The following is a 12,936-nucleotide window of genomic DNA, read 5'->3' on the forward strand; positions in this document are numbered from 1 at the left end:
ATGCACGTCGTCTTCCGCGAAAGCCACGGGCTCGAGGAAACCGAGACCCCGACCGACCTGGGCCAGAGCCCGGCGGATCTGGTGGTGCTGTCATTCTCTGACAGCGACCTTGGCGCTTTCGCGGCGGGCTGGCATCGCGGTGGCGGCGCCGAGGGGCGGATGCCGACGATGCGGCTGGCCAACCTGACGGCGCTGAAACATCCACTGTCCGTCGACACCTATGTCGAGCAGACGCTGGAGGGCGCCAAAGGCATCCTGATCCGCCTGATCGGCGGCGTTCCTTACTGGTCCTACGGGTTGCAGCAGGTTCTGGCGCTGGCGCAGGCTAAGGGCATTGCGCTGGCCGTCCTGCCTGCGGATGGGCGCGAGGACACGCGGCTGGATGACTATTCCACCCTGCCCGTCTCGACCCTGCGGCGGCTGGCCCATCTGTGTGATACAGGCGGCGAAGTCGCGGCGCAGGCTGCGCTGGCCCAGATGGCGTTGGCGGCGGGTCTCTATGCCGGTCCGGTGATGGGGGCGAAGACCCTGCCGGATTGCGGCGCATGGTGCCCGGATCGTGGCGTGATCCCCGTGGACACGGCTTTCACGGGCGACGCGAAACGCATCGTCGTGACCTTTTATCGCGCCTATCTGACCTCAGCCGATACCGCCCCCGTCGCGGCCCTGATCCGTAGCCTGCGCGCGCGGGGTCTGGAGGCCGTGGGCCTGTTCGCCCCCTCATTGAAAGCGCCTGCAGCCGCCGATTGGTTACGCGAAAACATCGTGGCCATGAACCCGTCAGCCATCATCAACGCCACTTCCTTCTCGGGAAAAGGCGCGTCGGGCACGTCCCCTCTGGACGCGGCCAATGTACCGGTGTTCCAGGTCGCCCTCGCCACATCCCGCCGCAAAGCGTGGGCCGAGGCGGAACGCGGCCTCTCGCCCGCCGACCTCGCCATGCATGTGGTGCTGCCCGAGGTGGACGGGCGGATTTCTGCAGGCATCGCGTCGTTCAAGGAACCGGGCAAGCGCGACCCGCATCTGGAATATTCCCGCTTTGCCCATCGGGCCGAGCCCGAACGGATCGAAGCCATCATCGACCGGGTCACCGGCTGGCTGAACCTGCACGACACACCCAAGGCAGACCAGATCCCGGCGCTGGTTTTGTCGACATATCCCGGCAAGGACTGGCAGATGGCCCATGCGGTAGGTCTGGATGCGCTGGCCTCGGCTGAGGCGATGCTGTCCGATCTACAGGCCGAGGGTTATGACACCGCGCCCGCCGAACCGATTTCCGAAGCGCTGCTGGACGCACGGATTTCATGGCCGCTGAAGGACTACCGGACGGCGCTCGCGGCTTTGCCCGAACAGTTGCGCGATGATCTGCAAACCGTCTGGGGCACCCCCGAGGATGACCCAACCTTCTCGGACGGCGCGTTCCATTTTACCGCCCTGCGCCGTGGCAAGGCCCTAATCGCCCTGCAGCCCGAGCGCGGAACGCCCGAGCTGCGCGATGACGACTATCACGACCTGTCGCGCACCCCGCGCCACAGCTATGTCGCGTTCTATCTGTGGCTGCGCCAAGGCCTCGGCGCGGACGCCCTGATCCATATCGGCGCGCATGGCACGCTGGAATGGCTGCCGGGCAAGTCGGTCGCCCTGTCCCGCGATTGCTGGCCCGAGGCGCTGATCCGCGACCTGCCGGTGATCTACCCCTTCATCGTCAACGATCCCGGCGAGGCCGCGCAAGCCAAGCGCCGCATCGGGGCCGTGACGCTGGGGCACATCCCCCCTGCGCTGAAAGAAAGCGGCACGCCGGACCGGATGGTGCGGCTGGAATCGCTACTGGATGAATTCTCGAATGCCGACGGACTTGACCCCAAGCGCCGCGACCGGCTGCAGGAAGACATCCGCGACGAGGCGCAGGCGATCGGGCTGGAAAGCGACCTTGGCCTCGATCAGGCCACCTGTACCGCCGAGGCAATCACCCGCATCGACCGCTTTGTCTGCGACATCAAGGAAAGCCAGTTTGGCGACGGCCTGCACATCTTTGGCCGGGTGCCGGACGTGACCGGCAATTTCGACCCCGCGCCCTCGGCCCATGCCGAACGCCGCGCCCTGATCGACGCGCTGGCCGGAAAACGGATCGAGGCTGGCCCCTCCGGCTCGCCTTATCGCGGCCGGTCCGATGTGCTGCCAACGGGGCGGAACCTCTATACCACCGACCCGCGGTCGGTTCCGACCCGCGCCGCCTACACGCAGGGCGTGAAACTAGCCGAGGAACTGGTGCGGCGCCACTTGCAGGAAGAGGGCGACTACCCCAAAGGCCTGATCGTCGACCTGTGGGGTTCGGCCACCATGCGCACGGCGGGCGAGGAATTTGCCATGGCGCTGCACCTGCTGGGCGTGAAACCGGTTTGGGACAAAGGGTCCGAGCGGGTAGCGGGAATCGAAGTCCTGCCGATCACCGACCTCAGCCGCCCGCGTCTGGACGTGACGCTGCGGGTCTCGGGCCTGTTCCGCGATGTGTTCCCAACGCTTTCGGCGCTGTTCGGTCAGGCCGTGCGTGCGCTGTCCGAACGCGATGAAGCACCCGACTGGAACCCCTATGCCGGTCAGGCCCCCGCCGCCCGCGTCTATGGTCCGGCCCCCGGCAGTTACGGCCTGAACATGACCCACCTGTCCGAGACCTATACGGATGAGGCACGCACGCAGGCGGGCGAGGCGTGGCTTGAGGCCAGTTCCTTCGCGCTGGAGGGCGAGCATATCGCGCAGGACAAAGACGGTATCACCCAGCGCGTCGCCAATGCAGACAGCTTTGTCCACCTGCAGGACCTCACCGAGACCGATCTGCTTCTGGCCAATGACTATGCCACCCATGAGGCCGGGTTCGCGGCGGCCAAGAAGATCACCGGCGGCAGTGCGCAGCTGTATCATCTGGACAATACCAACCCGCAAAACCCGCGCGCCCGCACCCTGCCCGAAGAGATCAGCCGCGTCGTCCACGCCCGCGCTGCCAACCCCGGCTGGATCGCAGGGATGCAGCGGCACGGCTTCCGGGGGGCTGCCGAGATCGCGGCCACGCTGGATCACATGGCCTCGTTTGCACATCTGTCCGGCACCGTCGCGCCGCACCTTTTCGACCTCTACCACGGTGCCACCCTTGGCAACGAAGAGGTCGATGCCTTTTTGCAAGAAGCAAACCCGCAGGCGTATCAGGCCATGAAGGACAGGTTTCTGGCGCTGTTGGAGGCCGGGCTCTGGAACACGCGTCGAAACTCGATCCGTGCCGATCTGGAGGGTTTGAGATGAGCGCGCCCATCGTCCAAGGCTGGTGCCCCGGAGCACACCGTCCGATGATGTCGGGCGACGGGCTGGTTGTGCGGGTGCGGCCTCGGCTGGCTCGGCTAAGCGCCGCGCAGGCGCTTGGCCTGTGCGAACTGGCGGAACGGTTCGGCAATGGCACCATCGACCTGACCAACCGCGCAAACCTGCAGCTACGCGGCGTGCAGGAAGCCGACCACCAGCCGCTGCTCGCCGAACTTTCAGCGCTGGGCTTGCTGGATGCAGAACCGGGCATCGAGGTGCGTCGCAACATACTGACCTCACCGCTCTATCAGGTCGGCGACCTGACCGCACGACTGGCGCAAGAGCTGATCGACCGTCTGGCTGACCTCCCTGCCTTGCCCGCAAAGTTCGGCTTTGCCATCGATACAGGACCTGAACGCCTGCTGGCTGGTGACTCGGCGGACATCCGTTTGGAAACCGCCGCCGATGGCCTGATCCTGCGCGCAGATGGGGCCGAGACAGGGCGTAAAGTGTCCGAGACAGAGGCAATCGACCAACTGATCGCGCTGGCGATGTGGTTCTCTGAAACCTACACGCCCGAGACCCGCCGCATGGCGCGAGTGGTGGCCGCGAAAGGCCTGCCGCCGGAATGGCAAGGCAGCCCCCCCGACCCCGAAGGCGCGCTGCTGCAACCCGGCGGTTGTGAGCTCGGTACTCTGTATGGCGCGGCTTTCGGGCAACTGCCTGCGCGCCAACTTCTTGAACTGATACAAAACAGCGGCGCATCGGCCCTGCGGGTGACCCCGTGGCGGCTGATCCTGCTGGAAGGCGGGGCGGCAATACCCGCCCCGGCCTTCGTCACAGACGGCACCGACCCGCTTATGACCACCGACGCCTGCCCCGGCGCACCGTTCTGCCCGCAGGCTCAGGTGGAAACCCGCGACATCGCCCGTGCGCTGGCACCGCGCGTCAGCGGCAGCCTGCATGTCTCGGGCTGCGCCAAGGGCTGCGCCCGGATGGGCGTGGCGGACATCACTTTAGTCGGCCACAACGGACGATTTGATCTTGTCAAACAGGGCCGTGCGGGGGATGAGCCCTGCCAGCACGGCCTGACCGAAGAAACACTTATGACCATGGACTTCACCTGATGCCCTATGAATACGAAACCGACGGCGCCGCGATCTATAAGGAAAGCTTTGCCACCATCCGGTCCGAGGCCGACCTGGCCCGGTTCGACGCCGACGAAGAGCAGGTCGCCGTCCGCATGATCCACGCCGCCGGGATGGTCGGGCTGGAAGAGTTCGTGCATTTCTCGCCGGGTTTCGTGGCAGCAGCCCGCACCGCACTGGAAAACGGTGCGCCGATCCTGTGCGACGCGCGCATGGTCAGCGAAGGCGTGACCCGCTTTCGCCTGCCTGCCGATAACGAGGTGATCTGCACCCTGCATGACGAACGCGTGCGCCCTCTGGCCGCCGAGATGAGCAATACCCGCTCGGCCGCGGCGCTGGAACTGTGGCGTCCGCATCTGGAAGGTGCGCTGGTCGCCATCGGCAACGCGCCGACTGCGCTGTTCCACCTGCTGAACATGCTGGAAGACCCCGATTGCCCGCGCCCCGCCGCCATCATCGGCTGCCCGGTGGGCTTTGTCGGCGCGGTTGAATCCAAAGACGCCCTGTGGGAGGCGCAACCGGTGCCGTCCTGCATCGTCAAGGGCCGTCTGGGTGGCAGCGCCATCACCGTGGCCGCCGTCAACGCCATCGCGAGCCGCGCCGAATGAACGCGGGTAAGATATACGGTGTGGGTCTCGGCCCCGGTGACCCGGACTTGATGAGCGTCCGGGCCGACCGCCTGTTGCGCAATGCCCGCCACGTGGCCTTCTTCCGCAAACCGGGTCGTAGTGGCCAGGCGCGTAAGATCGTCAACGGCATGATCCCCGGCGATGCGGTGGAATTCCCGATGGAATACCCTGTCACCACCGAAATTCCGGTGACCGATCCGCGCTATAACGAGCTGCTCTCGGCCTTTTACAAGGACTGCGCCGCCCACCTGAAAACCCTGTCGGATCAGGGTGAGGACGTGGTGGTCCTGTGCGAAGGCGACCCGTTCTTCTATGGCTCTTTCATGCATATTTACAGCCGCTTGCGCGACGAAGCTGATATTGAGGTCGTACCCGCTATCACCGGCATGTCCGGCGCTTGGACAGCAACCGGTGACCCGATCACATGGGGCGACGATGTGCTGACCGTGTTGGTCGGCACTCTGCCCGAGGAAACGTTGGCCGAGCGCATGGCGCAGACCGACGCTCTGGTCGTGATGAAGATCGGACGCAATATCGACAAGGTCAAACGAGCGCTGAAAACGGCCGGTCTGTATGATCGCGCCTGGATCGTGGAATTCGCGCAAATGCCGAACCAGACCGTGACGAAACTGTCCGAGGCCTGTGAGAAGGTTACCCCCTATTTCTCGATCATCATCGTGCATGGTCAGGGGCGGCGGCCATGAGCGGCTGGGTCAAGATCGCGGGCCTCGGGCCCGGCAACGAAGACCTTGTGACGCCCGAGGTGTCCGCCGCGTTGGCGGAGGCCACGGATATCGTTGGCTATATCCCCTATGTTGCGCGCGTTGCCGAACGCCCCGGTCTGACGCTGCACGCCAGCGACAACCGGGTCGAAATCGACCGCTCGCAACACGCGTTGCAGATGGCGGCCGAAGGCAAGCGCGTGGTCGTGGTCTCTTCGGGGGATCCGGGCGTGTTCGCCATGGCGGCGGCGGTGTTCGAGGCGTTGGAGAACGGCCCCTCAGAGTGGCGCACTATCCCCATCGACGTGCTGCCCGGCATCACCGCGATGCTTGCGGCGTCGGCACGGGCGGGCGCACCTCTGGGGCATGATTTCTGCGCCATCAATCTCAGCGATAACCTGAAACCGTGGTCTCTGATCGAAAAACGCCTGCGCCTTGCCGCCCAAGGCGATTTCGCGATGGCGTTCTATAACCCGCGCTCAAAGTCCCGCCCTGAAGGCTTTGTGAAAACGTTGGAAATTCTGCGCGAGGAATGTGAGCCCGAACGCCTGATCCTGTTCGCCCGCGCCGTATCGCGCGCGGATGAGGCGATCCGGATTTCAACACTGGCCGAGGCGACGCCGGACATGGCCGATATGCAGACCGTGGTGATCGTCGGCTCATCCCTGACCCGCGTGATCGAGCGGGACACGACCCCGATCGTCTACACCCCGAGGTTCACGCCAGAATGAGCCAGCCAGTCCAGAACCTGTGCGACATTCGACAGCGCGGTCCGCTGCGGCAGGGCCGGACGGTCGATCATCAGCACCGGCACGCCAAGCGCCCGCGCGGCGTCCAGCTTGGCGCGCGCGCCGGTGCCGCCTGCGTTCTTGGACACCACCAGTTCAATCCCATGCTGCTGCATCAACGCCTGATCCTCCGCAACCGAGAACGGCCCGCGCGAGACAACCACGTCGCAATGCGGCAGCGGCAGATGATCCGGTTCATCGACCAACCGCAGCAGGTAACGGTGCTGGGGCTGGGCAGCAAAGTCTTCAAGATGCATCCGACCGACGGCCAGAAAGACGCGCTGCGGCGCACCGGACAACGCGGCCACCGCGCCATCGATATCCGCGACGCGGTGCCATTGATCGCCGCCCTGCGCTTCCCATGCAGGGCGGGTCAGTGCAGCCAATGGCACTCCGGCTTCGCGGCACGCCGCGACAGCGTTGCCGCTCATCTGCGCGGCAAAGGGGTGGGTGGCATCAACCACATGGGTCACTGCGTGGTCCCGCAGATAGCTCACCAGCCCCTTGGCACCGCCGAATCCTCCGACACGCACCGGCAAGGGCTGCGGGCGCGGATTTTCCACGCGCCCGGCGTAGGAGTAGGTGGCTGGAATACCCTGTTCGGCTACAGTTTTGGCCAGGGCATTAGCCTCGGTCGTGCCGCCAAGGATCAGGAGATGTGTCATGCATAAAGCTCCGTGGCTGACCGTTTTGGGCTTGGGCGAAGATGGACTGGATGGCCTGCCACCCGCAAGCCGTCAAGTACTGGAACGCGCTGAAATCATCATGGGGCCACCGCGTCACTTGTCATTGGTGCCTGAGACCACCGCACAGCGGGTCGAATGGCCTGTGCCTTTCGCTAACGGCCTGCCGATCCTGACCGAATTTCGCGGGCGACCGACCGTTGTTCTGGCGTCCGGCGATCCGTTCTGGTTCGGTGCGGGTTCCGTCATCGCGCGCAATTTCGAGGCCGGGGAATGGGCGGCCCTGCCCGGACAGTCGACCTTTTCTCTGGCCGCTGCGCGGCTGGGCTGGCCGCTGGAAAGCACGTTGACCTTTGGCCTGCACGCAGCGCCTTTGACCCGGCTCCGGCCCCATCTGTCGCCCGGCCTGCGCGCCATCCTGTTATTACGCAACGGTGCAGCGGTGGCAGAACTGGCAACTTATCTGACCGAGACCGGTTTCGCTGAAACACGTCTGCACGTGATGGAGGCGCTCGGCGGACCTCGCGAGAGATCGCGTTCGGTGTCGCTGACCGAAGCGCTTCTGGGCGGATTCGACCATCCTGTCTGTGTCGGACTTGAGGTCGCAGGCAAAGGGCGGGCTTTCCCCAAAGCCTCGGGCAAACCGGACGAGATTTTTGAAACCGATGGCCAGATCACCAAGCGCCCGGTGCGGGCGCTGACGCTGTCGGCGCTGGCACCACAACGGGGCGAGCATCTTTGGGATATCGGCGGCGGCACCGGCTCGATCAGCATTGAATGGCTGATGTGCGACCCGTCCCTGACGGCCACCACCATCGAACCTCGCGCAGACCGCGCCGAACGTATTCGCCGTAACGCCGATGCGTTGGGACAGGACCGGCTGAACGTGGTCCATGGTACCGCGCCGGATGCGCTGGATGGTTTGGCCCTCCCGGATGTTGTCTTCATCGGTGGCGGGCTCAGCGCCAATTTGCTGAAATGGCTCCGCGATGCACTTCCCGCAGGTACCCGGCTGGTCGCCAATGCGGTGACACTGGAAAGCGAGGCGCTGCTGGCGCAATGGCACGAACAGCTGGGAGGTGAGCTGTTGCGGATCGAACTGGCTCAGGTTGCGGCCCTTGGTCCCCGGCGCGGTTGGAAATCCGCCTACCCGGTCGTGCAATGGAGCGTCACCTTATGATCGTCGCGGGTTTGGGATTTTCATCAGCGGCTACAGTGGACAGCCTACGCGCAGCCTTCGATCGGGCCAGCGCGGGTCAGGCCATCGACGCGCTGGCCACTGTCGCCGACAAAGACGGTCACGCCGCCCTGACCCAATTCGCGGCGTCCACCGCCCTGCCCTTGCATTTCATCGCACCCGCCGATCTGGCCGGACAGCGCACGCTCACCTGCTCGAACCGCAGCCGCGCCAGTTATGGCACCGGCAGCGTGGCCGAAGCATCTGCCCTTGCCGCCGCCGGTCCCGGCGCGCGGCTGGCCTCACCCAGACACATTTCGGACGACCGGCTCGCCACCTGCGCCATCGCCATCGGAGGACAAACATGACCGTTCATTTCATCGGCGCCGGACCGGGCGCCGCCGACCTGCTGACCCTGCGTGGGCGCGACATCATCGCCTCGTGCCCCGTGTGCCTTTATGCCGGATCACTGGTGCCCGAGGAGATTCTGGGCCACTGCCCCGAGGGCGCAAAGATCATCAACACCGCGCCGATGGATCTGGATCAGATCATGGCCGAGATCGAGACCGCACATAAGGCCGGTCAGGATGTGGCCCGGTTGCATTCCGGTGATCTGTCGGTTTGGTCGGCGATGGGCGAGCAGATTCGCCGTCTTAAAGAGATGGGCATTCCGGTCAGCGTGACACCCGGTGTTCCCTCATTCGCCGCTGCCGCAGCTTCGCTGGGAACTGAACTGACCCTGCCCGGGCTGGCGCAATCGGTGGTTCTGACCCGGACGCCCGGACGCGCATCATCTATGCCCGAGGGCGAGACACTGGAAAACTTTGCCCGCACCGGGGCGACGCTGGCGATCCACCTGTCAATCGGCAATCTGGACAAGGTTATCGCCGACCTGACTCCGGCCTATGGCGCGGAGTGCCCGGTGGCTGTGGTCTACCGTGCCAGTTGGCCGGATGAGCGGATCATCCGCGCCACATTGGCCACGCTGAAAGAATCGCTGGACGAGAGCATTTCGCGCACAGCCCTGATCATGGTCGGACCTGCGCTGGCCGGTGAAGGCTTTGACGAAAGCTGCCTGTATTCCAAGGATTACGACCGCCGCTATCGCCCGCAAAGCGCCGACAGCCCGTGGTCGAGCTGGAGCCATGGTGATGACTAACCCTCCGGGTCTTCTGATTTCCGCGCCCTCTTCTGGCACGGGCAAAACCACCGTCATGCTGGGACTGTTGCGGGCGTTGGCCGAGGATGGGTTGAATGTTCAGCCGTTCAAGAGCGGACCGGACTATATAGACCCGGCCTTCCATCACGCGGCAGCGGGGCGGGCCTCGTTCAACCTCGACAGTTGGGCGATGGGTGATCCTTTGCTGGGCGCTATCTCGGCGCAGGCCGAAGGGGCTGATATCGTGGTCGCCGAGGGCTCAATGGGGCTGTTTGACGGCGTCGCCAAACCCGGTGAGCTGGGACATGGGTCCAGCGCCGAGACCGCGTTGCGGATGGGATGGCCCGTAGTTCTGGTGCTGGATGTGGGTGGTCAGGCGCAATCGGCTGCGGCCACGGCGCTGGGGTTCCGGATGTATAACCCGGATCTGCCATTCGCAGGTGTGATCCTGAACCGCTGCGCCAGCCCCCGGCATGAACGCCTGACGCGGCTGGGGATGGAGCGTGCGGGCCTGCCGGTTCTGGGTGTGTTGCCCCGCCGTGGAGACCTGACCCTGCCGGAACGCCATCTGGGCCTGATTCAGGCGATCGAGCACCCCGATCTGGAAAGCGCGATTGCCGGTTACGCGGCGTTTCTGCGCGAACATGTGGACCTGGAAGCGATCAAGACAGCGGCTTCCTCAGGCCCTATGGGGCCATCGTCAGCCGCGCTGCCGCGCCCTCCGGCGCAACGGATCGCGCTGGCCCGGGATGCCGCGTTTTCCTTTACCTATCCTCATTTGCTGGAAGGCTGGCGCGCCGCAGGAGCCGAGATTCTGCCGTTTTCGCCGCTGGCCAATGAAGCCCCGGCAGAGGATGCCGATCTGATTTGGTTGCCCGGTGGATACCCCGAGTTGCACGCCGGTACGCTTGCCGCGGCAGAGACATTCCGGAACGGGCTGCGCAAACACGCCGAAACCAAACCCGTTCACGGAGAATGCGGCGGGTATATGGCTCTGGGTCAGGCTCTGATCGACAAAGAAGGGGTTCAGCACCAGATGGCTGGCCTGTTGGGGCTGGTGACCTCGTATGAGAAGCGCAAGTTCAACCTTGGCTATCGCAAGGCGGAACTGTTGGCGCCGATGCCCGGCTATGCGTCCGGTGCGGCTCTGCGCGGGCATGAGTTCCACTATTCCTCGATTGTCGAGCAACCGGATGCGCCGCTGGCGCGGGTTTTCGACGCCGAGGGGGCCGAGGGTCCGCAGACCGGATCGGTGCGTGGCAACGTCACCGGCACATTCTTTCACCTGATTGCGGAGGCCACGGCATGAGCGGCTTCGTTTCCTTTATCGGCTCTGGCCCCGGCGACCCGGAACTGCTGACGCTGAAAGCCGTCGACCGGATGCAAAAGGCCGATGCAGTTCTTTTTGACGACCTGAGCAGCGGCCCAATTCTGGAGCACGCGCGCAAAGATTCGGATCTGGTGGGCGTGGGCAAACGCGCCGGGCGGCCCTCGCCCAAGCAGGATCATGTCAGTCGCCTGCTGGTAGACTATGCCAAGACGGGCGCGCGCGTCGTGCGGCTGAAATCCGGCGATGGCGGGCTGTTCGGCCGGCTTGAGGAAGAACTGGTCGCCCTGCGTGAAGCCGGGATAGACTACGAGATCATCCCCGGCATCCCCTCGGCCGTGGCCGCAGCGGCAGCGGCAGGCATTCCGCTAACGCGGCGCCTGACCGCCCGCCGGGTGCAATTCGTCACTGGCCATGATGTCAGCGGCCAACTGCCCGAAGACCTGAACCTGCCCGCGCTGGCCGATCCGGATGCGACAACCGTAGTGTTCATGGGCAAGCGGACGTTCCCCCTGTTGGTAAAGACCTTGCACGGGTATGGCCTGCCATTGGACACGCCCGCGTTGATGGCTGAATCTGTTTCGACCCCTGACCAGAAACTGCATCGTGCGACCATCGGCGCATTGTCGGAAAAACTGGCAAACGAGGTCGGCAACGCCCCGGCGCTGATCCTTTATGGCCCGCTGGCAGAGTTTGAAGATGTTTGACCTGACCCTGATCGGCATTGGCACCGGCAACCCGGATCACGTGACCTTTCAGGGCGCGCAGGCGATCCGCGATGCGGATCTGATCCTGATCCCCCGCAAAGGTGAGAACAAGGCCGATCTGGCCGGGCTGCGCGAAGAGATCATCGGGGCCGTGACCGACACGCCGCCCCGGATTGCATACTTTGACATTCCCAAGCGCCGTTCGGACGATGGTTACCTGCGTGGCGTGGACGAATGGCACGACGCGATTGCCCTGCGCTGGCACGCGGCGATCCAAGCCCACCCAGAGGCGCAACATGTGGCCTTGCTGATCTGGGGCGACCCGTCGCTATACGACAGCTCGCTGCGGATCGCCTCGCGACTGAACCCTCAGCCGAAAACCCGCGTGGTACCGGGCATCACAGCGCTGCAGGCGCTGACAGCGGCCCACGCGATTCCGATCAACGATCTGGGCGCGCCTTATGTTGTCACCACTGGCCGGCGTATCCGGGATGAGGGTTGGCCGGTAAACGCCTCGAAAGTGGCGGTTATGCTGGACGGTGAATGCTCGTTCCAAAGCCTTGAGATGCAGGACTATGACATCTGGTGGGGCGCTTATGTAGGCATGAAAGAGGAACTGCTGGTCAGGGGGCCTCTGGCCGACGTGGCGCAGCAGATTCTGGACAGCCGCGCCCGCGCACGTGCCGATCATGGCTGGATCATGGATATCTATCTGCTGCAAAAACGCACAGGATTGTGAGTGCACCACACCCGGTTCTCTGTCATCAATAAAGCCAATCGTGGTGATGGAGGTGTCAAGAATGCGCTTTCTATGGGCTCTGCTTTGCTGTTTGGTCGTGCCTGCCTGGGCCGAAGAACCCCTGTCCGGTTGGGCGATTTATCCGACGGACAAAAGCTACGAAGACCTCGTGGCCGATACCAAATCTGCGGTGAAGGAAAACGGGCTGATCGTGGTCACTCAGGCCGGGCCGACCAAGGCCGCGGCTGCGCGGGGCATCATCATTCCCGGCAATCTGGTGATCGGCGCCTTTAACAACGACTACGCCGTGCGGGTGTTGGAAACCTCGGTTCAGGCGATGATCGAAGCCCCGATCCGGTTTTACATCACTGAAAATGAGGACGGCACCGCGACCCTGTCCTACAAAACACCCAGCTTTTTGTTTGCGCCTTACGTATATGAGGGCGGCGAGCCGCTGAGCGACATTGCCGCCGAACTGGACACAAAGTTTCAGGCGGTTGCGGAATCCGCAGTCAAATAGTCACACTGACGTGAACCCGCTTGCGTCCGGGCGCGTCCTCCGCAAT

Annotated in this window: 13 protein-coding genes; 12 read left to right on the top strand and 1 reads right to left on the bottom strand. The window is 64.4% G+C overall.

Features of this window, described 5'->3' with window-relative positions:
• Genes cobN through cobJ form a run of 5 tightly spaced genes read left to right on the top strand, consistent with a single transcriptional unit; the run spans nucleotide 1 to nucleotide 6,521 of the window.
• Nucleotides 1-3,294 carry a cobaltochelatase subunit CobN gene (gene cobN, locus ACR0NT_RS07085; RefSeq protein ID WP_170672062.1) on the top strand — a complete coding sequence of 1,098 codons (3,294 nt, stop codon included), beginning with the start codon at nucleotides 1-3 and terminating at the stop codon, nucleotides 3,292-3,294.
• Entirely contained in the window at nucleotides 3,291-4,418 is a 1,128-nt protein-coding gene (gene cobG / locus ACR0NT_RS07090; protein WP_170672064.1) for a precorrin-3B synthase, read from the top strand. Before cobN ends, cobG begins: the two co-directional genes overlap by 4 nt.
• On the top strand, nucleotides 4,418-5,047 hold the full coding sequence (locus ACR0NT_RS07095) for a precorrin-8X methylmutase (RefSeq protein ID WP_170672066.1): 630 nt from the start codon (nucleotides 4,418-4,420) through the stop codon (nucleotides 5,045-5,047). Before cobG ends, ACR0NT_RS07095 begins: the two co-directional genes overlap by 1 nt.
• Nucleotides 5,044-5,772: a precorrin-2 C(20)-methyltransferase gene (locus ACR0NT_RS07100; RefSeq protein WP_170672068.1), complete on the top strand. Its 729-nt coding sequence runs from the start codon at nucleotides 5,044-5,046 to the stop codon at nucleotides 5,770-5,772. Before ACR0NT_RS07095 ends, ACR0NT_RS07100 begins: the two co-directional genes overlap by 4 nt.
• A complete protein-coding gene (gene cobJ, locus ACR0NT_RS07105; protein ID WP_170672070.1) occupies nucleotides 5,769-6,521 on the top strand; it encodes a precorrin-3B C(17)-methyltransferase in 753 nt (250 codons plus the stop codon). The genes ACR0NT_RS07100 and cobJ overlap by 4 nt, the downstream gene beginning before the upstream one ends.
• On the opposite strand, the gene ACR0NT_RS07110 is transcribed toward cobJ, so the two are convergent.
• Entirely contained in the window at nucleotides 6,494-7,243 is a 750-nt protein-coding gene (locus ACR0NT_RS07110) for a cobalt-precorrin-6A reductase (protein ID WP_170672072.1), read from the bottom strand. The genes cobJ and ACR0NT_RS07110 overlap by 28 nt on opposite strands.
• Between ACR0NT_RS07110 and cbiE the strand changes: the two genes are divergently transcribed.
• From cbiE to ACR0NT_RS07145, 7 genes are all read left to right on the top strand, one after another.
• Nucleotides 7,242-8,441 (top strand): precorrin-6y C5,15-methyltransferase (decarboxylating) subunit CbiE, encoded by a 1,200-nt coding sequence (gene cbiE, locus ACR0NT_RS07115; RefSeq protein WP_170672074.1) that lies wholly within the window; start codon nucleotides 7,242-7,244, stop codon nucleotides 8,439-8,441. The genes ACR0NT_RS07110 and cbiE overlap by 2 nt on opposite strands.
• Nucleotides 8,438-8,806 (top strand): cobalamin biosynthesis protein, encoded by a 369-nt coding sequence (locus tag ACR0NT_RS07120; RefSeq protein WP_170443867.1) that lies wholly within the window; start codon nucleotides 8,438-8,440, stop codon nucleotides 8,804-8,806. The genes cbiE and ACR0NT_RS07120 overlap by 4 nt, the downstream gene beginning before the upstream one ends.
• The gene (gene cobM / locus ACR0NT_RS07125) at nucleotides 8,803-9,597 is read left to right on the top strand and encodes a precorrin-4 C(11)-methyltransferase (RefSeq protein ID WP_170443089.1); all 795 of its coding nucleotides are present in this window, start codon (nucleotides 8,803-8,805) and stop codon (nucleotides 9,595-9,597) included. Before ACR0NT_RS07120 ends, cobM begins: the two co-directional genes overlap by 4 nt.
• Nucleotides 9,584-10,906, top strand: a complete 1,323-nt coding sequence (locus tag ACR0NT_RS07130) for a cobyrinic acid a,c-diamide synthase CobB (protein WP_170672076.1) — start codon at nucleotides 9,584-9,586, stop codon at nucleotides 10,904-10,906. The genes cobM and ACR0NT_RS07130 overlap by 14 nt, the downstream gene beginning before the upstream one ends.
• Entirely contained in the window at nucleotides 10,903-11,631 is a 729-nt protein-coding gene (gene cobA, locus ACR0NT_RS07135; RefSeq protein WP_170672078.1) for a uroporphyrinogen-III C-methyltransferase, read from the top strand. The genes ACR0NT_RS07130 and cobA overlap by 4 nt, the downstream gene beginning before the upstream one ends.
• Nucleotides 11,624-12,370 carry a precorrin-6A synthase (deacetylating) gene (cobF, locus tag ACR0NT_RS07140; RefSeq protein ID WP_170672080.1) on the top strand — a complete coding sequence of 249 codons (747 nt, stop codon included), beginning with the start codon at nucleotides 11,624-11,626 and terminating at the stop codon, nucleotides 12,368-12,370. Before cobA ends, cobF begins: the two co-directional genes overlap by 8 nt.
• 61 nt (nucleotides 12,371-12,431) lie before the next feature.
• Nucleotides 12,432-12,890 (top strand): DUF302 domain-containing protein, encoded by a 459-nt coding sequence (locus ACR0NT_RS07145; protein WP_170672082.1) that lies wholly within the window; start codon nucleotides 12,432-12,434, stop codon nucleotides 12,888-12,890.
• Nucleotides 12,891-12,936 lie beyond the last annotated feature (46 nt).

The organism is Ruegeria sp. AB10 (genome assembly GCF_056542745.1).